The sequence below is a fragment of the Stappia sp. P2PMeth1 genome (assembly GCF_900185735.1).
Lineage (GTDB): Bacteria > Pseudomonadota > Alphaproteobacteria > Rhizobiales > Stappiaceae > Stappia.
Genome location: NZ_FYAW01000037.1, coordinates 37,264 through 56,022 on the forward strand (window position 1 = coordinate 37,264; position 18,759 = coordinate 56,022).

The window sequence follows — 18,759 nt, forward strand, 5'->3', positions numbered from 1 at the left end:
AACGGGGAGACGTCGGCTTGAAGGTCAAGAACAACATTATGGGGTGGGGCAAATCATGCTGACCGGCGAAATCCGCAGCCAGATCGATAGCATCTGGAACGACTTCTGGGCAGGCGGCGTCGCCAATCCGCTCTCCGTCATCGAGCAGATGACTTATCTGCTGTTTATCAAGCGTCTGGACGAGCTGCATACCCTTGAGGAGCGCAAGAGCCAGACGCTCAAGATTCCGATGGAGCGCCGTATCTTCCCGGAGGGGCAGGACGACAAGGGACGCCCCTACGACGATCTTCGCTGGTCGCGGTTCAAGAATTTCGAGCCGCGCGAGATGATGGACGTGGTCGATGAGCACGTCTTTCCGTTCCTGCGCGCGCTCAACGGCAGTCAGTCCAGCTACGGCAAGCTGATGCGCGACGCCCGGCTTGGGTTCTCCAATCCGGCGCTGCTGGCGAAGGTGGTCGAGAAGCTCGATCGCATCCCGATGGAGGACCGCGACACCAAGGGCGATGTCTATGAGTACATGCTCGCGAAGATCGCGAGCGCAGGCCAGAACGGCCAGTTCCGCACGCCACGGCACATCATCCGGCTGATGGTCGAGATGACCGCGCCGAAGCCGACCGACGTAATCTGTGACCCTGCCGCCGGCACTTGCGGCTTCCTTGTCGCCGCCGGCGAGTATCTTCGCGAGAAGCATCCCGTGCTCATGCGTGACCCAGCCTTGAGGAAGCATTTCCACGAGGGTTTGTTCCACGGGTTCGATTTCGACACAACCATGCTGCGCATCGGCGCCATGAACATGACGCTGCACGGCGTTGAGAACCCGAATGTCACCTATCGTGACAGCTTGGCCGAGGACCACGCCGAGGACGCGGGCGCCTATTCCCTGGTGTTGGCGAATCCGCCTTTCGCCGGGTCGCTCGACTACGAGGCGACCGCCAAGGATCTCCAGAAGATCGTCAAGACGAGGAAGACGGAGCTTCTCTTTATCGCGCTCTTCCTGCGTCTCCTGAAAACCGGAGGCAGGGCGGCGGTGATTGTGCCCGATGGCGTCCTGTTCGGTTCGTCCGGTGCGCACAAGGACATCCGCCGCATGCTTGTCGAGGATCACAAGCTCGATGCGGTCATCAAGCTGCCCTCGGGCGTGTTCCGCCCCTATGCAGGTGTGTCCACCGCAATCCTCCTCTTCACCAAGACTGGCGTCGGTGGCACCGAGAATGTCTGGTTCTATGACGTGGCGGCAGACGGTCTCAGCCTGGACGACAAGCGGGCCGATCTCCTGCCGCCCGAAAAACAGGGGCCGACGCCTGCTCAGCCGCTGACCGAGGCAGAACACGAAAAGAACAATCTGCCCGACATCCTGGCCCGGTGGGGAAATCTCGCCGCCGAGGCCGAGCGCCCCCGCACCGCGCAGAGCTTCTTGGTGCCGGTGGAGGATATCCGGGCCACGGGGTCATGGGACCTGTCGCTGAGCCGTTACAAGGAGGTGCAGCACGAAGAGATCATCCACCAGTCTCCGCGTGAAATCATTGCAGATCTGCGTGCGATCGAAGCCGAAATCAACGAAGGTCTGGACCGGCTTGAGGAGTTGCTCGGATGAGTTGGCCGAGGGTCCCGATTACCAAAGTTGCGCGGGTTGTAGGCGGCGCCACCCCCAAAACCGACAACCCCAGCTTCTGGGGCGGACACATCGACTGGGCGACACCCAAGGATTTGAGCGATCTCAGGGAAAAATTCATTTCTTCGACACCGCGCAAGATCACTGATGCAGGATTGAGAGGGTGCGCCGCCGAAGTACTTCCGGCGGGATCGGTCCTATTCTCGTCTCGCGCCCCAATTGGTCACATCGCAATCAACGCTGTGCCAATGGCGACCAATCAGGGCTTCAAAAGCTTTGTACCCGGTCCCGAATTAGATGCCAGTTTTCTTTATTGGTGGCTGGACGCCAACCGAGAACGGTTGCAGGCCATGGGAACAGGCGCGACCTTCAAGGAAGTCTCGAAGGCCGTCGTCGAGCGCATAGAAATCCCCCTCCCTCCCTTGGAGGAGCAGAGGCGGATTGCGGCGATACTGGATCAGGCGGACGCGCTCCGCCGCCTCCGCACCCGCGCCCTCGACAAGCTGAACACCCTCGGCCATGCGCTCTTTCATGAGATGTTCGGGGACCCCGGCCTGAATTCTCGAAACTGGCGTACCCTTCCTATTGGCGATGCCGTCGAGAGAATATCTGATGGCCCCTTTGGTTCGAATTTAAAGAGTTCTCACTATGTTGATCGGGGAGTAAGGGTCTGGAGATTACAGAATATTGGTGTTGGCGAAATCATCGACAGTGACAAGGCCTTCATTTCAGAAGAGCATTTCGTGAAACTCAAGAAGCACGAATGCAATCCTGGTGATGTGATCGTGGGCACGCTTGGCGACCCCAACCTGAGAGCCTGCATTCAACCTGAGAACATCCCTGTTGCATTGAACAAGGCAGATTGCGTTCAAATCCGACCTAATGATGATGTTGCGGTAGCTGAGTACTGGGTCGGACTCCTGAACCACCCTTCTACACTCAAGTTGGCTCACAGCGCCGTGTTAGGGCAAACCCGATCCCGCATTAGCATGGGGAGGCTAAAGAAGCTTCAGGTCCCAGTTCCTGACATCTGTGTACAGCGCGACTACCAAGCCAGAATGGCGATGTTGCGAGGCATCAGAGCCCCCCTGCACTCGCAGGTGGAGGCAGGTCAGCGTCTCTTCGAGTCCCTCCAACACCGCGCCTTCAAGGGGGAGCTATAGGTATGCCCACTGTTCCGGTTCTCACAGATGCCCAGCTTGAGCAGGTTTCCCGCTTGCTGGGTGACTGTGCGACCGGTTCGGAGATCACCCGTGTCCTGAACAGCCTCGGACTGGACGACGTTTCAGGCGAAAGCACGAAGTGGCGGCGCGTGTATGGCACGTTCCTTCACTACCAGCGGCAGGACCGGGCGGCCAGCAAGCTGATCGACTTCATCCGCACCCTGCTTGACCCGGCCGGGTTTGTGGGGCTACCGGACGAGTTCGAGGTTGTACGCCAGCAGTTGAACGCGGTCCTCGCCTTTGCCGGCTTGCAGTATGGCGAGGATGGAAAGTTCCGGCGGGCCACGGCGGCGCAGACGATCGAGGAAGCCCACCAGCGCGCCAAGACGCTGCAAGCCAAGTTCAGGGGGCGTCGCATCCACTCCGAGGTCGTCAAGTACTGCAAGCCCGAACTGCTACAGGATAACTATTTCCACGCCGTGTTCGAGGCTTCCAAGGGGCTCGCGCAAAGGATCAGGGAGTTGTCAGGTGCGGATGGCGACGGCGCTGCTCTGGTGGATAAGGTGTTCTCCATCGACCGTCCGATGCTCGCCATCAACACGCTCCAGACGGAAACCGAACGGTCCGAGCACAAGGGCTTTGCATCGCTCCTGAAGGGATGCTTCGCCGCTGTCCGAAACCCTTTGGCTCATGAGCCAAAGCTCCTTTGGAAAGGCGAAGACGACGCTGCTGATTATCTGTCGCTGATATCCCTTCTGCATCGGAAGTTGGACGACTGCGCAAGGACTGGACTCGGGGGGATGCGATGAGGGGAGAGATTATCGGGGTCTGGTCGGAGACCTGGCGTGAAATCTGGTCGAAGCTGGCCAAGCACCCGGACGCGCCGGAGGACCTGTTTTGCGAACTGTTCCGCGAATTGAACGCTGCCTGCTCCGCTCCGCTCGACCCCGCAACCGAACTGGCCGATATCGTCGATAACCCCGATCAGGCCCGCACGGCATTCCGCCGAACCAAAGCCTCGGCGTTGATGGGCGAGATCGCGTTGCTGGAGTTCATGGAGCGCGCGCATGGGGTGATGGTCGACCTCGGGGGCGATCCGCTGGCGAACCGCTACTTCGTGCTGACCGAGGCGTTCCTCAACAAGTACAGCCTGCGCTATGACCTTCGTCGGCCCTTCAGCCTCAACCCGACACTGCCGGGTGTGTTTGCTCGTCTCATGCGCGACCTGAAAGACGCGACGGCGCAGGATGCAGCTTTGCACCCGCTCATGATGGAGTTCGAGGATGCCATCCGCGACCTTCGTGCGGACCGCTCGGCGGGCAGGATCAAGACCTGCATACAGAAGCAGGTCAACCTGCTGGAGGCCATTGGCCAGCGCTGCCCCGGGGTAACGACCAACACGCTCGGCCAGATTTGCGAGCAGGTCGGCACATGGCCGCACAACAAGGTCAAGGACGCGATGAAATGCCTCTATGGCTTCGCGTCCGACTATCCCGGCATCCGGCATGGAGGCAACGCCAACAACAGCATCCGAGAGATTGAGATGCGCGACCTTGTGGGCATCACCGTGTTGCTCGCGGGGTTTGCACCGTATCTGACCAACCTGATCAATTCCGACAACGTCTACCGAGGCACATAGGGAGGATCGACATGTCGCAGTTCTCGTTCCTCCAAGCAGAATTCGCGGAGGTGCATGAGCATGCCGTCAAGGCGGAAAGCCTGGCGCTTTCCGACCCGCGCAGTGCCTGCTTCTACGCGCGGTTGGCGCTGGAGGTAGCGGTCAAGTGGATGTACCGCCATGATCGCGCGCTCCGGTCGCCCTATGAGACGACACTATCCGCGCTGATCCACGAGCCGACGTTCCGGAAGCTGGTGGGCGATGCGCTGGTCGCCAAAGGGAAGGTGGTCAAGGACCTTGGCAACGCAGCGGTTCATGAATCCAAGCCCGTCGCCCCCGCGCGCGCCATCACTGCCGTCAGAGAGATGTTCCATATCTCCTATTGGCTCGTCCGTACCTATGCGAAGGGCGCGAAGTCGGCCGCCGCAGTCGCATTTTCGGCTGATGCGTTGCCGCATACCACTCAGGTGGAGGCGTCCACTCTCGGAAAGCTCAAGGAAATCGCAAGACGCTTCGAGGAGGCAGCCAGGGAACGAGATCGCGCCGAGCAACTTCGCCTGAAAAGCGACGGCGATCGGCTGAAGCTGGAAACCGAGATCAAGCGGCTTCAGGACGAGATCGCCAAGATCAAGAAGGCCAACCAGGCCGTCCCCGACGGGCACGACTACAACGAGGCGCAGACACGGGACGCTTTCATCGACCTGCTGTTGGCGGAAGCTGGGTGGACCTTCACCAGACCCGGCCACGACACTGAGTGTCCCATCAGCGGCATGCCGAACGCCACAGGCGAGGGCTTCGTCGATTATGTGCTCTGGGGCGACGACGGCCGACCGCTCGGCTTGGTGGAGGCGAAGCGCACCCGCCGAGATGCGCGAGAAGGGCAGCGTCAGGCCGAACTGTACGCCGACGCGCTGGAGCGTCAGTTTGGGCAGCGGCCGATCATCTTCTACTCCAATGGCTATGAGCATTGGATCTGGGATGACCGCCGCTATCCGCCGCGCCCAATCCAGGGATTTCTCAAGAAGGATGAGCTGGAGCTTGCGATCCAGCGGCGTGCGACACGCAAGCCGCTGGCGCCGGAGGACATCAACTCAAAGATTGTCGAGCGCTACTACCAGACCCGCGCCATTCGCCGCGTTGCGGAGGCTTTCGAGAAGGACAATCTGCGCAAGGCGTTGTTGGTCATGGCGACGGGTTCGGGCAAGACGCGCACCGTCATCGCACTTTCCGACCTGTTGATGCGCGCCAACTGGGCGAGACGCATCCTGTTCCTTGCTGATCGTGTTGCGCTCGTCAATCAGGCGTCGAACGCTTTCAAGGCGTTCCTGCCGCAGGCTTCGCCTGTGAACCTAGTCACCGACAAGGCTGCCCATGGACGAGTCTACGTTTCCACCTACCCGACAATGATGGGGCTGATCGACGAGACGAAAAGCGGTGTGAGGCGCTTTGGGCCGGGGCATTTCGACCTGATCGTTATCGATGAGGCGCATCGGTCGGTCTATCGGAAGTACAAAGCGATCTTCGACTACTTCGACAGCCTTCTGGTCGGCCTCACTGCGACGCCGAAGGATGAGGTAGACCGCGACACCTACGCGCTCTTCGATCTGGAGCGCGGTATCCCTACTGATGCCTATGGGCTAGACGAGGCCGTCAGTGACGGCTTCCTCGTGCCGCCCAGGGCTGTGTCCGTGCCGCTCAAGTTCCAGCGGGAGGGCATTAAGTACGACGACCTCTCGGAAGAAGAGAAGGAAGCGTGGGACGCCATCGAATGGGACGAGGACGGTGGGATCCCGGACCGCGTTGAGGCGGCGGCCGTCAACAAGTGGCTGTTCAACGAGGACACCGTTGACAAGGTGCTTGAGCACGTCATGACCCATGGTCTGAAGGTCGCCGACGGCGACCGGCTGGGGAAGACCATCATCTTCGCCAAGAACCATGACCATGCGCAGTTCATTGCTGAACGCTTCGATGCGAACTATCCGCATCTCCAAGGGCGTTTTGCCCGCGTGATCGACTTCAAGACCGAATATGCCCAGTCGCTGATTGACGATTTCTCGTCTGCGGACAAGGAGCCTCACATCGCCATCTCGGTGGATATGCTCGATACCGGTATCGACATCCCCGAGGTGGTCAACCTCGTCTTTTTCAAGATTGTTCGCTCGAAAACCAAGTTCTGGCAGATGATCGGGAGGGGAACGCGGCTGTGCCCTGACCTGTTCGGCATTGGTCAGCATAAGGAATATTTCTACGTCTTCGATTTCTGCCAAAACTTTGAGTTCTTCAACCAGAACCCCGACTTGTCCGAAGGATCATCTGGCGTTTCACTGAGCGAGCGCCTGTTTGCGGGGCGCGTCGAGCTGGTCGGCGAACTCGACAGGCACGGGCATCCGGACGGCGATGATCCGGCCGCGGTGCTGCGGCGCGATGTTGTCGCCCAGCTTCGTGCCGAGGTAGACGGCATGAACGTCGAGAACTTCATCGTTCGACCCAAGCGGCGGATGGTGGAAAAGTATAGGGCCGATGATGTTTGGTCGAAGCTGGGTCTGGACGAGCGCACCGAGCTCATCGACCACATCGCCGGGCTTCCGTCTGCCGTGGTCGATGACGACATTTCCGCCAAGCAGTTCGATTATCTCATCCTGCAAACCCAGTTGGCGGTGCTGCGCGCGGAAAAGGCATTTGCCGGCTACAAGAAGCGCATCGTTGATCTGGCAGCGGCGCTCGAAGAACTCGGCAACGTACCGATGGTCGCAGCCGAGATGGCATTCATCCTAGAGATACAGACCGACGAGTTCTGGCAGGACGTGACCCCGCGGATGCTCGAAAACGTCCGCCGCCGTCTGCGGAGCCTCATCAAGCTCATCGAGCTGAAGAAGCGCCCGCATGTTTACACCGACTTCGAGGACGAAATCGGAGGTCCGACCGAGGTCGAGCTTCAAGGCGTCGCGGTCGGGACTGATATGCACCGTTTTCGCATGAAAGCCAGGCACTTCCTCAAGGAGCATGAAAACCACATAGCGATTCAAAAGGTTCGCCGGAACGAGCCCCTCACGGCACAAGACCTGGCGGAGCTGGAGCGCATCTTCATCGAAGCGGCTGTCGCGGCTCCCGAGGACCTGGAGCGGGTCCGCAATGATGGTGGGCTCGGGATTTTCGTCCGCTCTCTGGTCGGCCTCGACCGCGAGGCAGCAAAACACGCGTTCGATCAGTTCCAGTGCGAGCGAACGCTGTCGGCCAACCAGATCGAGTTTCTCAACATGGTGATCGATTACCTTACTGAGCGTGGTGTGATGGACCCACGGCTCCTCTATGAGAGCCCCTTTACCGATTTTGACGCGATGGGGGTCGAAGGCGTTTTCGACGATGCCGGTGTTGTTGAACTCATCGGTATCCTGGAAGAGGTTCGTCGGCGCGCAGCGGCCTGATGCGGATGCCGTCAGCGGCGAGCTTGCTTTGGGTGTTTGTCTTTTCGCTTTGCGCTACCCGCTTCAGGGGTCAATCCGGTCAAGCCGGATACGACCACCGGCGGCCGGTCGGGAAATCGCGCGATGAGCTCCAGCGTTCCGCCCATGGCGGTGACATAGCTGCGCAGCGTGGACAGAAGCAGGTCGGAGCGCTGTTCGAGGCGCGAAACGCTATCCTGACCAATGTGAAGCAGCTCCGCCATGCGCTCCTGGGTCAGGTCGCGCGCCTTGCGGAGATCACGAAGTGTCAGCTCTTCCGCGATGAGTTCCTCGGCGCGCGCCGCTACACGCTTCTGCCGTTCGGCCGGGAGCCGGTCCATCATCGTCTTGAGAGTGGTCGCCATCATCGACCTCCTTTCTTGCTCAGTCTTGCCAAGTGACCGTCAAAGCGTTCGTCCGCCTTAGCGATCAGTTGGCGGTAGAACCGCTTCTCCGACTGGCCGGACTTGTCGCCGGCCACCAGCAGGATGCCCTTCCGCTCGGGGTCGAACGCGAAGGCGACGCGCCAGACCCCATCGTCGGCTTCGAAGCGAAGCTCTTTCATGTTCGCGTGCTTCGACCCGTTGAGGGTGTCCGCCCGCGGGCGCTTCAGGTGAGGCCCCAACGTCTCAAGCAGCTTGGCGTGCGCCAGCAGCTCATCCTGTACGGCCTCCGGCAGGGCCTCGAACTCGCCCTCGAACGCCTCATGAAAGATCACTTCCCATTCCATAGCTTATTATGGTGTTGAAGGCATATGGTTTCAAGTCCATATTTCGGCTGCGAAAGAAGCCCCACCGCGAGGGTGGGGCTTCAGTCGTCGATTGGTGCCGGTCAGGCCGCGGGCTTCAACGGCTTCGGAGCCATGCGCTGGCTCTCCAGCCACTTGTTGAATTCGGCGCGGTCGATATAGACCCGGCCACCGATCTTCAGCAGCGCGGGCTTCAGTCCATTCGTCTCCGCATGGAATATCCACCAGCGCAACGTGTGCTCCGTGATGACCGGCGAATCCGCCGCAACCTGCTTCACGGTAGCGAGGTCCCTGTAATCCACCATGTTTTCCTCATGGTTCGGGGCCTATAAACAGCAGGAAGCCTTATCTATAGCCGGGACAGGGTTTCCCGACAATTACCTGGCCGTGTGCTGGCCTACAACTCGGCCGGCAGAACCTTATCGTTGACGGCCTGGACCAGCTCCTTGACGTGGCTTTCGGAGAGGTGCGCGTAGCGGCGCACCATCTGGAGGGTCCGGTGACCCAACACCTCGGCAATCTCGACCAGGCTGGCACCGTTCATGGCCAGATAGCTGGCCGTCGAGTGCCGGATGTCGTGGAAGCGGAAATCGACCAGTCCTGCCGCATCGCGGGCATTCTCCCAGGCGGTGCGGATGTCGATCGGCGCCATGCCGTCGCGGCGCGGGAAGACCCAGCGGGTAGGCGGGGTGTAGTCCAGCTTGTCGTAGAACGCCTCGACCTTCCGCATATGCGCCTTGAGCAGGGCTTGCAGGCTCTTCACGACCGGCACCGTCCGGGTTTCGCCGTTCTTCGTGTTCCGCAACACGGCGATGCCGCGCGTCAGGTCCAGGTCGGCGAAGGTCAAGGAGAGCACCTCGTTCTTTCGCGCTCCCGTGGACAGGGCGACGAGAACGACGGGGTAGAGGTGCTCGTTCTCGCTTGCCTTGCAGGCCGCAAGCAACTTCGTGCGTTCGTCGTCGCTCAGGAACCGTATCCGCTCGTTCCTGATCTTGGTGATCTTGTTCACCCCGTCGATGGGGTTGGCCGCCGTCCAGCCCCATTGTTTGGCGTGTTTGAGCAGCAGCGCCAGCGTGTCGCGGTAGTGCTTCAGCGTCTTCCGGCTCTTCGGCTTCGGAGCGCGGGCCGAGGGTTTGCTCCCGTTCTCCGCCGCGTCTTCGTCCGCCTTGCGGCGACCGTCGCCGGCTTCGCCCAGCTCCCGCAGCTTTTCGCTGATTTTCTCCGGCTCGATGTAGGAGAGGGCGTAAGCGCCCAGCTCGCGCTCCCAGAAGGCAATGTAGGTGGCTTCCGCCCGCTGCGTTGTCGCCGCCTTGTGCGGCAGCACATCATCGCGGTAGCGCTTGATGACATCCTTCAGGGTCTTGCTCCGCGCCGCCGAGACGACATTCTGGAACTCGCCCTTGCGGATGGACGCCTCGGTCTGTTGCGCCCAGAGCTTCGCATCCGTCAGACGCTTAAACGTCTTCTTCTGCCGGGGGAAGCCGTGGATGCGAACGTCGGCGAGATAGACCGTCCCGGTCTTGCGTTCGCGCTTTTCGATGGTGGCCATGGGAGCCTCATGGGGCAGGGGCAGCAGGGACAGTGCCCCTACCCGGTCAGGACAGCCCTTGAGAACCTGAAGGTTGCTGGCCGTATCATTGGGGGCACTTTAGGGGCACTTGATACCAGGATTTGGCCACAAAAGGCAATAGCTCTCAACGGCAGGAGATGGCATAAGTAGCTGAATAGGCGATGGAAAATTTTTGGCGGTCGTTGACGTCTATAGATCGTCATAGGGCTCATAACCTGAAGGTCGCAGGTTCAAATCCTGCCCCCGCAACCATCTTTACTTGCGACCCCGTAGCCCCCGCTGCGGGGTTTTTGCTTTGCGTGGAAATCGTAAGGATTCCAGCGAGATCGCCCTGAACGGCGATCTCCACCTTGCCGTCGACCGGCGTCAGCTCGATCTGATCCACGAGCGAGCGCAGCGTGTCGGCGGCCTCGATCCGCTTCCCCTCGTCTTCGTCCTGCAGGGCGTCGTAAAGCTGTTGGACCCGCTTGCGGTATTGCAGTGCCATGCTCGGGTGCAGCAGGGGTGGCGGCTCGTCGGCTTCGGCCAGGAACAGTTCAAGTTCCTTCTTGCGTTTCTCAATCGCCACCATCTTCGCGTTGAGCGCGTCAGCGGCCCCACCCTTCAGTATCAAATTGAGGAGGGTCTCGAGTTCCCGATCGATCTTCGCAATCTCCGCCTCGGCCGACGCGATCTCGGCGCGGCCCTCCATGCGCAGCCGGTTCATCTCCTGCGTGAAGACCTCGCAGAAATGGGTGAAGAGCTCCGGATCGACGAGTTTGGTACGCAGTGCGTTCAGCACACGCGCTTCCAACTCGTCGCGGCGGATGTTGACCCGGTTGTCGCAGGTCCCCTTGTTGCGCGCCGTCGCACATCCGATCAGCGTCGCCGAGATCGCGGAATAGCCGCCACCACAGCAGGAACATTTGGTCAATCCCGAGAAGAGGTATTTGGGGCGGCGGCGGGTATTGATCCGGGAGAGATCGGCCTCGCCGTTTTCCTTCCGGGCGATCTTGTTCTTCTCCTGCCGCGCCTTCACGGCGTTCCAGAGATCGTCATCGAGGATGCGCAGCTCCGGCGTTTCCTGGATGACCCATTCCTCTTCCGGGTTGGGGCGGGCCTGCCGCTTGCCGGTGTTCGGATCCTTGACGAAGCGCTGCCGGTTCCAGACGATCTTGCCGATATACATCTCATTGTTGAGGATGCCATTGCCCCGTTTCGGGTTGCCGTTGATCGTGCTGAACCCCCAATCGCCGCCTGACGGAGCGGGAATGCCTTCCTTGTTCAGGGCGAAGGCGATGGTCTTGGCCGACTTGCCGGCGGCGTAGTCGCGGAAGATGCGGCGGACCACCTCGGCCTGGAACTCGTTGATGGTGCGATCGCCGCGGATCGGCTCGCCGTTCGCATCGAGTTTCTTGACCACATCGTAGCCATAGGCATTGCCACCACCCGATTTGCCCGCCTCGACGCGGCCGCGCTGCCCGCGGCGGGTCTTGTCGGCCAGATCCTTCAGGAACAGCGCATTCATCGTGCCCTTGAGACCGACATGCAGATGCGTCACCTCGCCTTCCGACAGGGTGAACATCTTCACGTCGGCATACGACATGCGCTTGAAGATGCCCGCGATGTCTTCCTGATCGCGGGAGAGGCGGTCCATCGCTTCGGCCAGGATCAGGTCGAAACGGCCGCCCATTGCGTCGGCCATGAGCGCCTGAATGCCTGGGCGGATCAGCGAGGCGCCGGAGATCGCGTGGTCCGAATACTCCTCGACGATATGCCAGCCCTGCTTCTCGGCATGGAGACGGCACATACGGAACTGGTCGGCGATGGAAGCGTCGCGTTGATTGTCGGAAGAATAGCGGGCGTAGATCGCGACTTTCAAAACCTGGCTCCCGTCCGTATCAGGAGGAGCGCTTCCTCCTTTGCCGTGACATCTTCACTTCCTCTGCATAGCACTCCTGCGCCGCCTGCCTCGCCAGGATGCCGACCAGACGCAGAAGGCGAGGGTCGGGATTGCCACGCGGCGTAAACGTCAGCTCCGGCGCGTCCAGCAGCAAGGATTCGAGCAGCGCTTCGCGCTCTCCTCCTGTCATCTTTGCCGGGTTTCCTGGGGCTCGCAAGGTCATAGCTTGCAGCATTCGCCCCGAGGGAAGCATAAGCAACGGAAATTGAAGGCGAATATTCGGCGGCGATTGGCGCGGGCAATCGTGCCATGGCGTGGCCAAGCGCAGCCGGGCGTGCCTTTGCGTAGCAAAATAACCTATCGGAATCCCTCGCTGACCCGGTCATCATTGGCCTCGTCGCCTCTCCTCGTGAGGTCATTGACTGTTGACGCAACCCTAGCGTATTGTAATTCGCGATACAAGGCGCTATATACCGACCAAGGAGATTCGCCATGGCCACGACCGCCGAACGCAAGGAATATCCGATCTCGATGCGCCTGCCCGAGGCGGATGTCGCAATGATCGATCGCGCAGCGAGCCTGCGCGGCCGCTCGCGCACCGATTTCGTGCGCGACGCCGCAGTGCGCGCGGCCGAGGAGGTCGTCATGGAGCAGGGGCTGATCCGGATGAGTCCAGAGGGCTTCGCTGAGTTCATGGATGTGCTGGCGCGTCCGGCCGCTCCCGTTCCGGAGATGGTCGAAGTTCTGAAACGGCCCGCGCCGTGGGAGCCCGGCTACGTGGCGAAGCGGTAAGCCATTGCAACTGTCAGGCCCCGAACCGCTTACCGCCGCTCACGATGTGTCTGATTTCTCCTGTGGCAAGCCCACGCTTGACCACTGGCTGAAGACGCGCGCCCTCTCCAATCAGCAGAAGGGCTTCACCGCCGTCCTTGTCGTGCACGAGGCCGGACGCGTGGTCGGTTACTATGGCCTGGCGCCGACCGCCGTTGTGCCATCGGTGCTGCCGCGTTCGATCCGGACGGGGCAGCCACCCAATCCGGTCCCGTGCATGCTACTCGGCCAGCTCGCGACCGATACGGGTTGGGCAGGGCTGGGCATCGGGACCGGTCTTGTGAAGCACGCCCTCCAGCGCTGCGTTCAGGCCGCTTCGCTGATCGGCGGACGGGCCTTGTTGGTCAATGCCGTCGATGGTGAAGCCGCCGAATTCTGGAGGCGGCGCGGCTTTGAGCCGTCCAGGGATGATCCCCTGGTTCTGCTCCGATCGATCAACGACATCGCGGCCTCGCTCGGTGAGGCTGGAGGTTGAATGCTTGGCTGGCCTCACCCCAGCGATCCGCCCGTTCACTCAGATTGCAGTAGACCAGATCTGCCCATGCAAATTCGTCTCCCCCCATTGTCCACATTCCGCTGGCAGATGTTCGTGCTTTCCCTCGCTCTATCTTGGGCGGTCGGCGGCCTGCCGGAACCTGCCCAGGCTCAGCCTCGGCCGCAGATTGCGAAGTGCGTTCCCGGTCAGGCGCGCACCGCTGACGAATATTGTCTCGTCGACGGTGACACGATCTGGATTGACGGGGAAAAGCTGCGCATGGAGGGATATGACACCCCGGAACCGCAAACCCACATCTGCGGTGGCGAGGCCGAAGTCGCGCTGGCACACCGAGCCAGCGACCGGGTGATCGAGCTGCTGAACTCGCATAACTGGACTGTCGAATATGGAGAGCGGGATAACACCGGCACGCGGACGCTCGTGACGATCAGAATCGGTGGTCGCGACATCGGCGACATCCTGATCGAAGAAGGGCTGGCTCGCTCCTGGCCTGACGGCGATGAATGGTGGTGCAGCCGGTAGGTGCGGCAATGCGAACCGCGCGTGGAGCGGCGAGGTGAGATGCCAGTTATGCTGACAATGCGCCTTGTTGCTGCGTACGCGCAGTTTCCAACCTCGCAGGTGCAACATCCGGAGGCACGCACGGAACATCAGCCATTCGGCGCGTCACCTCCGAAGTTGATGGCTACGGTAAGAAGCTACATGTTCGTGGTTGCTTTCTTCAGTCATCAGGGCCTGATAACAAATATTTATGATTGAAGACTGGCTGAACATCGAGGAGGCGGAGCACGGCGAAAGAAAGCGCCTCTTTGTGCTTGGCGAGAGAGGTGGCGGTAGAGTCGCAGTCCAGGCGGACCTCATGGAGCGTGTCCGCGCTCACTACGACGATCCGCGGCACATTGCCGACGACATTGCCGAGCTGGGATTCCCCGGCGCTGCTGCCATTCTTCGCGAGCGCTTGCCGACCGACGCCAGAACGCGGTCCGGCGAAGTAGGCGAGATATTGGCTACGGAGTTTGTGGAGCACCAGACTGGATTCCGGATCCCCGTTCGCCGCCTGCGCTACAAGGACGGTCGCGAAATGGCCCTGCGCGGCGATGATTTCCTCGGCATCGAGGAGGTAGATGGACGCCTTGCCTATCTGAAGGGCGAGGCCAAGAGCGGTCAGGCGATGGCCGCAGGTGTGATAAACGCCGCTCGTGCCCGGCTCAATGACGACGATGGCCGTCCCACGCCGATCTCCCTACTGTTTGTAGCCGATAGGTTGCTGGAGGGGAGCGAAGAAGACGAGGCGCTAGGTCGCCAAATCCGCAATGCTGTCGGCAGAGGCACGATTCGGGCGCGTGATGTCACGCATGGACTGTTCACGTTAACCGGCAACGACCGGCGCGCCGACCTCGAAGCCGATCTTGCAGGTGCTGGCGGTGACCACGGCCATATCTCGGTGAACCTCCGCATAAACGACCACCAGGAGTTCATCGCCTGGATTTATGAAGAGGCCGAGAGCCTTGGAAACGATTGAGGAGCTTCAGGAATTTATCGAAGTGATGGCGCAGCCGACGGTACGCGGTCGGCTTCAAGCACGGGGTGACGCGCGGGCGATCATTAGGAGGGCCGGCCAACTTCCCGAGGGTGCTCCGGCTTTCGCGGTGAGTCTCGACACCGATTTGTCCGAGTATGGATTCTCTTTGCTCCGTGCATCGCTCGCCCTGCGGGAGCGGGGCGAGGGCGACCCAGCAATATGGCGCGAGGGCTTTCTCAAGGCTGGCAATGCCTTCGAGGCCCTTGTCCGCAACGGGTCACCGGAACTCTCCCAGCGTGGCTTCTGGCGTGTGATGGGCGCGGCCTCGTACCATCTCGCGGGGTACGCAGCGATGGCGTTCTCGCTGATGTCTCAGGCCGAAGAAGAAGCGAATCTTGCGCCCGCAGAACGCGTGATCGTACGGCTACTCCTTAGTGATCTCGGGACTCTGCGTGACGAGGCGCGATCCTGGCTGCGCAATCCTGAATACGGCGACGATGCTCTCCAAGCTGCTCTCGAGGTCGGCGATCAGGAGATCGACGACATCTTGTCGATCATGCTGACTACGGCGGTCTTCAGAGCTTTCGCGTTCTTCGAATTCGCGTTGCTCACCGGCGATACCGCTATGCACGACGGAGCGCTATCAATACTCCGGCGCGCTCTGAGAGTGGCCAGCAATGTCGGTGCGGTATCCCATTGGTGGATCATCCGCGTAGCCCGAAATTTAATTGACGATCTCTGGGGCAATAGCCTCCACCATGTGCTGCCTCAAATCGGGCCAGCCGGCACGGATGGTTATGCCGCGCTGCGGGAGATGTTTCTTGCGTCGCTTTATGCGCGCAAGACGGCCGAGGTTGAGCTCTGGCCTTCGCAGATCGGCGCGGCGCGCCGCGCAACCGATTTGACTGATGATCTCGTGGTGGCTCTGCCGACGAGTGCTGGAAAGACCCGCGTCGCGGAAATCTGCACCCTCATGTCGCTCAGTGCAGAGAAGCGGGTGTTGCTCGTGACGCCGCTGCGGGCACTGTCGGCGCAGACCGAGCGGTCCTTTCGCAAGACGTTCGGTCCTCTCGGATTTTCGGTGTCCTCGCTCTACGGTGCGAGCGGCGCAATGCCGGGAGACCAGGACGCACTGCGCTCGCACGACATCGTTATTGCGACGCCGGAAAAGCTGGACTTCGCGCTAAGAAGCAATCCGCAATTGCTGGATGATATCGGATTGATCGTTCTGGATGAGGGACATCTGATAGGGCCGAGCGAGCGCGAGCTCCGCTACGAAATTCTCGTGCAAAGGCTTCTGCGCCGCGCGGACGCGGTCGACCGGCGTATCGTCTGCCTGTCGGCGATCCTGCCCGATGGCGAACAACTCGAAGATCTGACGGCGTGGGTGCGTAGCTATGCCGAGGGCGAAGCGGTGAAATCAAGCTGGCGGCCGACCCGTCAGCGTTTCGGAACGCTGGCGTGGGGCGGACAGGGAGCGCGCCTGACATTCGATCTTGATGATGACGGACCCTTCATCCAGAACTTTGTCACGGAGCAGCCTCCCATCGCTCCGCGTCGAACGCCGTTTCCCAGAGACAATCCCGAGTTGACCATTGCTGCGGCATGGCAGTTTGCCGATGAGGGCAAGCGCACATTGGTATTCTGTACGCAGCGGGATCATGTCGAGAGCTACGCAACGCGCATTGTCGACCTCGCCCGGCGTGGCTTCATCGCTCCACTTCTTGCTGACGAAGGCGCAATAGAGAGGGCGAAATCGGTTGGGGCTGAATGGCTAGGTGCAGAGCATCCGGCCGTCCGCTGCCTTGAACTGGGCGTGGCCATTCATCACGCGCGTTTACCTAACCCTTTCCTTCGCGAGGTCGAACGCCTGCTAAACGAAGGCGTTCTAACTGTGACTATCGCATCGCCGACCCTCGCCCAGGGGCTTAATCTCAACGCAGCGGTCCTGCTTGTGCCGACCCTGTATCGCGCGGGAACTCCCCTCACCGGTGAGGAATTTGCGAACGTCGCGGGGCGCGCCGGACGCGCCTTCGTCGATCTCGAAGGGCTTGTGATCCACGTAATGTTCGAACCGCTGCGTTGGCGCAGGCAGGCATGGCGCGAGCTTGTGAACGCATCAAGGGCCCGGACGCTTGAGAGCGGGCTTATTCAGATCGCCAGCGAAATTCTCAATCGTCTGGCGCGCAGCGGGACGCTAAGTCGAGACGACGCCTTTGAGTATCTCGCCAACAACCGAGATGCCTGGAACATCCATGTCGACGAGGAAGACGACGAGCCTTTCGAGCTTCTGCTAGAGAAACTCGATCACGCGATCCTTGGTCTTGTCGAAGCGCTGGATGCTGATGATGCGGACTTGCCGCGGCTCATCGACGAGTCGCTGAACGGTTCGCTTTGGGCGCGGCAGCTTGCCCGCCGTGGCGATGACCTGCGTGAGCGCCAGCTTGAATTGTTCAGGGCGCGCTCGGGGCTGATCTGGTCGCAGACGAACGCCGATCAAAGGCGCGGTCATTTTGCGATGGGTGTTGGGCTTGAGTCCGGATTGACACTCGACGCGATGGCCGACGAGCTCGCCGTGTTGCTCGACCAAGCCGACGAGGCAGCGTTGCCCGGCGATAGCGAGGTGCTCGTTGCATCGCTTACCACGCTTGCGGAGCGCTTACTCGCTATCCGCCCCTTTGTTCCTGACGATCCTCTGCCGGGCAATTGGCGCGAGATCCTGGCCGCGTGGGTTTCCGGAACGCCAGTGCACGAGATCGGGCCGGACAACATGCGTTTCATCGAGGACGTATTTACGTATCGGCTCGTCTGGGCGCTGGAGGCACTTCGTACCCGAAGGGTTGCGCTTGGCTGGCAACCCGAGATCATTGCCGGCACAGCCGCTGCCTGTCTTGAGGCCGGGCTGCCGCGCTACACGATGGCGATGCTTGTGCGCGCCGGACTTCCTTCAAGAGCCGCGGCCCTCGCCGCAATTAATGATCAGGATCCGATTTTCATCGATAACGATGGTCTCGTTGTCTGGCTCGAAACCAATGAAGTTGTCGCGATGACAGATGCCGGAGACTGGCCAACGCCAGCGACCAACGACATTTGGAAAGCATTCAGGGCCGAGATGCTGAACCGCATCAGCCAGCGTTGGACCTCGCGCGACTGGCGTATAAATATCGAACCGGCGACGCGGCAGATCGTTCCGGTTCCGGCCAGTCCATATCGGGTCGAGGTCGACGAAACAGACAATGCCGTGTGGGTTCTTACGCCTGACTTCAAAGTGGTAGCCATGCTTGGGCAAAGTATGGTTGACGCCGCTCCAAGTGTGCTGACTGCTCGCTTTGATGAAGGCAGCCCTCAGGCGATCATTCGCCGGCATGGTCGCTCCCACGCGTCTTGGTCTGAGCCCTAAGCGCGCGAATGCTTCAAGGATTACGGAGGGCCGCTTTGGGAAATCGCGCTGCGGCTATCACCTCAGCCGTCCCACCGACAGTCCGTACGATCGGCTAGCTGGGCCTTCCCGCGAGGCGCTCGTCGATGACCGGCTCGTCCCAGTGGCGCGCAACATCGAGCCACTTGTCGATCAACGCCTGAAACTGCGGCTCGGCGAAGCAGGTCTGGAACGTGTAGAGCCGATTGACCACCTGGCGCATCAGGTCGCGCATCTCGTCATCGTCGAACCTCGACACGGTTCTCCAGGGAATGCGATTGCCGTCGGCGTCGATGACGAAGACATCGGAATAGTCGCCGGTCTTCGTGACCGGGACCGGGCCGGCATGCAGGTCCTCCAGCATGCTGTTGCGGACGCAGATCATCGCCATCGCCTTGGCGAGCGTCGCCGCTAACTGTTCTTCTTCCTTCCGGCCCATGTTCGTCCTCCGGATCA

General features: G+C 60.9%; 17 protein-coding genes. 10 read left to right on the forward strand and 7 right to left on the reverse strand.

What is annotated here, in order from left to right:
• Positions 1-55: 55 nt before the first annotated feature.
• From P2PM1_RS21185 to P2PM1_RS21205, 5 genes are read left to right on the forward strand one after another with little or no spacing between them, the layout of a single operon-like run.
• Positions 56-1,594, forward strand: coding sequence for a class I SAM-dependent DNA methyltransferase (locus P2PM1_RS21185; protein WP_186400444.1), 1,539 nt, complete (start codon positions 56-58; stop codon positions 1,592-1,594).
• On the forward strand, positions 1,591-2,775 hold the full coding sequence (locus P2PM1_RS21190) for a restriction endonuclease subunit S (protein WP_186400445.1): 1,185 nt from the start codon (positions 1,591-1,593) through the stop codon (positions 2,773-2,775). The genes P2PM1_RS21185 and P2PM1_RS21190 overlap by 4 nt, the downstream gene beginning before the upstream one ends.
• 2 nt (positions 2,776-2,777) lie before the next feature.
• Positions 2,778-3,584: a TIGR02391 family protein gene (locus P2PM1_RS21195; RefSeq protein ID WP_186400446.1), complete on the forward strand. Its 807-nt coding sequence runs from the start codon at positions 2,778-2,780 to the stop codon at positions 3,582-3,584.
• A complete protein-coding gene (locus P2PM1_RS21200; protein WP_186400447.1) occupies positions 3,581-4,414 on the forward strand; it encodes a hypothetical protein in 834 nt (277 codons plus the stop codon). The genes P2PM1_RS21195 and P2PM1_RS21200 overlap by 4 nt, the downstream gene beginning before the upstream one ends.
• An 11-nt stretch (positions 4,415-4,425) precedes the next feature.
• A complete protein-coding gene (locus tag P2PM1_RS21205) occupies positions 4,426-7,818 on the forward strand; it encodes a DEAD/DEAH box helicase family protein (RefSeq protein ID WP_186400448.1) in 3,393 nt (1,130 codons plus the stop codon).
• 11 nt (positions 7,819-7,829) lie between these two features.
• On the opposite strand, the gene P2PM1_RS21210 is transcribed toward P2PM1_RS21205, so the two are convergent.
• From P2PM1_RS21210 to P2PM1_RS21235, 6 genes are all read right to left on the reverse strand, one after another.
• On the reverse strand, positions 7,830-8,201 hold the full coding sequence (locus P2PM1_RS21210; RefSeq protein WP_186400449.1) for a helix-turn-helix domain-containing protein: 372 nt from the start codon (positions 8,199-8,201) through the stop codon (positions 7,830-7,832).
• Complete coding sequence (locus tag P2PM1_RS21215) at positions 8,201-8,566, reverse strand: type II toxin-antitoxin system RelE/ParE family toxin (RefSeq protein ID WP_186400450.1); 366 nt, start codon at positions 8,564-8,566, stop codon at positions 8,201-8,203. Before P2PM1_RS21215 ends, P2PM1_RS21210 begins: the two co-directional genes overlap by 1 nt.
• 101 nt (positions 8,567-8,667) lie before the next feature.
• Complete coding sequence (locus P2PM1_RS21220; RefSeq protein ID WP_186400451.1) at positions 8,668-8,889, reverse strand: helix-turn-helix domain-containing protein; 222 nt, start codon at positions 8,887-8,889, stop codon at positions 8,668-8,670.
• Between the two features lie 92 nt (positions 8,890-8,981).
• Complete coding sequence (locus P2PM1_RS21225) at positions 8,982-10,133, reverse strand: site-specific integrase (RefSeq protein WP_186400452.1); 1,152 nt, start codon at positions 10,131-10,133, stop codon at positions 8,982-8,984.
• A 229-nt stretch (positions 10,134-10,362) separates the two neighbouring features.
• Positions 10,363-12,015, reverse strand: a complete 1,653-nt coding sequence (locus P2PM1_RS21230; RefSeq protein ID WP_073469449.1) for a recombinase family protein — start codon at positions 12,013-12,015, stop codon at positions 10,363-10,365.
• A gap of 19 nt (positions 12,016-12,034) precedes the next feature.
• Complete coding sequence (locus P2PM1_RS21235) at positions 12,035-12,226, reverse strand: hypothetical protein (protein WP_120443149.1); 192 nt, start codon at positions 12,224-12,226, stop codon at positions 12,035-12,037.
• A 302-nt stretch (positions 12,227-12,528) separates the two neighbouring features.
• On the opposite strand from P2PM1_RS21235, the gene P2PM1_RS21240 reads away from it, so the two are divergent.
• The 5 genes from P2PM1_RS21240 (at position 12,529) to P2PM1_RS21260 (ending at position 18,285) form a co-directional block, all read left to right on the forward strand.
• Positions 12,529-12,828 carry a DUF1778 domain-containing protein gene (locus P2PM1_RS21240; protein ID WP_039194720.1) on the forward strand — a complete coding sequence of 100 codons (300 nt, stop codon included), beginning with the start codon at positions 12,529-12,531 and terminating at the stop codon, positions 12,826-12,828.
• Positions 12,829-12,832: 4 nt separating this feature from the next.
• Positions 12,833-13,342 (forward strand): GNAT family N-acetyltransferase, encoded by a 510-nt coding sequence (locus P2PM1_RS21245; RefSeq protein WP_039194721.1) that lies wholly within the window; start codon positions 12,833-12,835, stop codon positions 13,340-13,342.
• 66 nt (positions 13,343-13,408) lie between these two features.
• Positions 13,409-13,885, forward strand: a complete 477-nt coding sequence (locus P2PM1_RS21250; protein ID WP_039194723.1) for a thermonuclease family protein — start codon at positions 13,409-13,411, stop codon at positions 13,883-13,885.
• A 229-nt stretch (positions 13,886-14,114) separates the two neighbouring features.
• Positions 14,115-14,885: a Hachiman antiphage defense system protein HamA gene (locus P2PM1_RS21255; RefSeq protein WP_050475055.1), complete on the forward strand. Its 771-nt coding sequence runs from the start codon at positions 14,115-14,117 to the stop codon at positions 14,883-14,885.
• Positions 14,872-18,285 (forward strand): DEAD/DEAH box helicase, encoded by a 3,414-nt coding sequence (locus P2PM1_RS21260; RefSeq protein ID WP_186400453.1) that lies wholly within the window; start codon positions 14,872-14,874, stop codon positions 18,283-18,285. The genes P2PM1_RS21255 and P2PM1_RS21260 overlap by 14 nt, the downstream gene beginning before the upstream one ends.
• A 94-nt stretch (positions 18,286-18,379) precedes the next feature.
• Here the strand turns inward: P2PM1_RS21260 and P2PM1_RS21265 are convergent, their stop codons facing one another.
• On the reverse strand, positions 18,380-18,742 hold the full coding sequence (locus tag P2PM1_RS21265) for a hypothetical protein (protein ID WP_039194905.1): 363 nt from the start codon (positions 18,740-18,742) through the stop codon (positions 18,380-18,382).
• Positions 18,743-18,759: the final 17 nt, after the last annotated feature.

Coding starts and splice junctions, on each gene's coding strand:
- P2PM1_RS21215 (WP_186400450.1), bottom strand. CDS start 8,566: ATGGAATGGGAAGTGATCTTTCATGAGGCGTTCGAGGGCGAGTTCGAG.
- P2PM1_RS21240 (WP_039194720.1), top strand. CDS start 12,529: ATGGCCACGACCGCCGAACGCAAGGAATATCCGATCTCGATGCGCCTG.
- P2PM1_RS21200 (WP_186400447.1), top strand. CDS start 3,581: ATGAGGGGAGAGATTATCGGGGTCTGGTCGGAGACCTGGCGTGAAATC.
- P2PM1_RS21250 (WP_039194723.1), top strand. CDS start 13,409: ATGCAAATTCGTCTCCCCCCATTGTCCACATTCCGCTGGCAGATGTTC.
- P2PM1_RS21205 (WP_186400448.1), top strand. CDS start 4,426: ATGTCGCAGTTCTCGTTCCTCCAAGCAGAATTCGCGGAGGTGCATGAG.
- P2PM1_RS21255 (WP_050475055.1), top strand. CDS start 14,115: ATGATTGAAGACTGGCTGAACATCGAGGAGGCGGAGCACGGCGAAAGA.
- P2PM1_RS21195 (WP_186400446.1), top strand. CDS start 2,778: ATGCCCACTGTTCCGGTTCTCACAGATGCCCAGCTTGAGCAGGTTTCC.
- P2PM1_RS21220 (WP_186400451.1), bottom strand. CDS start 8,889: ATGGTGGATTACAGGGACCTCGCTACCGTGAAGCAGGTTGCGGCGGAT.
- P2PM1_RS21185 (WP_186400444.1), top strand. CDS start 56: ATGCTGACCGGCGAAATCCGCAGCCAGATCGATAGCATCTGGAACGAC.
- P2PM1_RS21210 (WP_186400449.1), bottom strand. CDS start 8,201: ATGGCGACCACTCTCAAGACGATGATGGACCGGCTCCCGGCCGAACGG.
- P2PM1_RS21225 (WP_186400452.1), bottom strand. CDS start 10,133: ATGGCCACCATCGAAAAGCGCGAACGCAAGACCGGGACGGTCTATCTC.
- P2PM1_RS21235 (WP_120443149.1), bottom strand. CDS start 12,226: ATGACAGGAGGAGAGCGCGAAGCGCTGCTCGAATCCTTGCTGCTGGAC.
- P2PM1_RS21265 (WP_039194905.1), bottom strand. CDS start 18,742: ATGGGCCGGAAGGAAGAAGAACAGTTAGCGGCGACGCTCGCCAAGGCG.
- P2PM1_RS21190 (WP_186400445.1), top strand. CDS start 1,591: ATGAGTTGGCCGAGGGTCCCGATTACCAAAGTTGCGCGGGTTGTAGGC.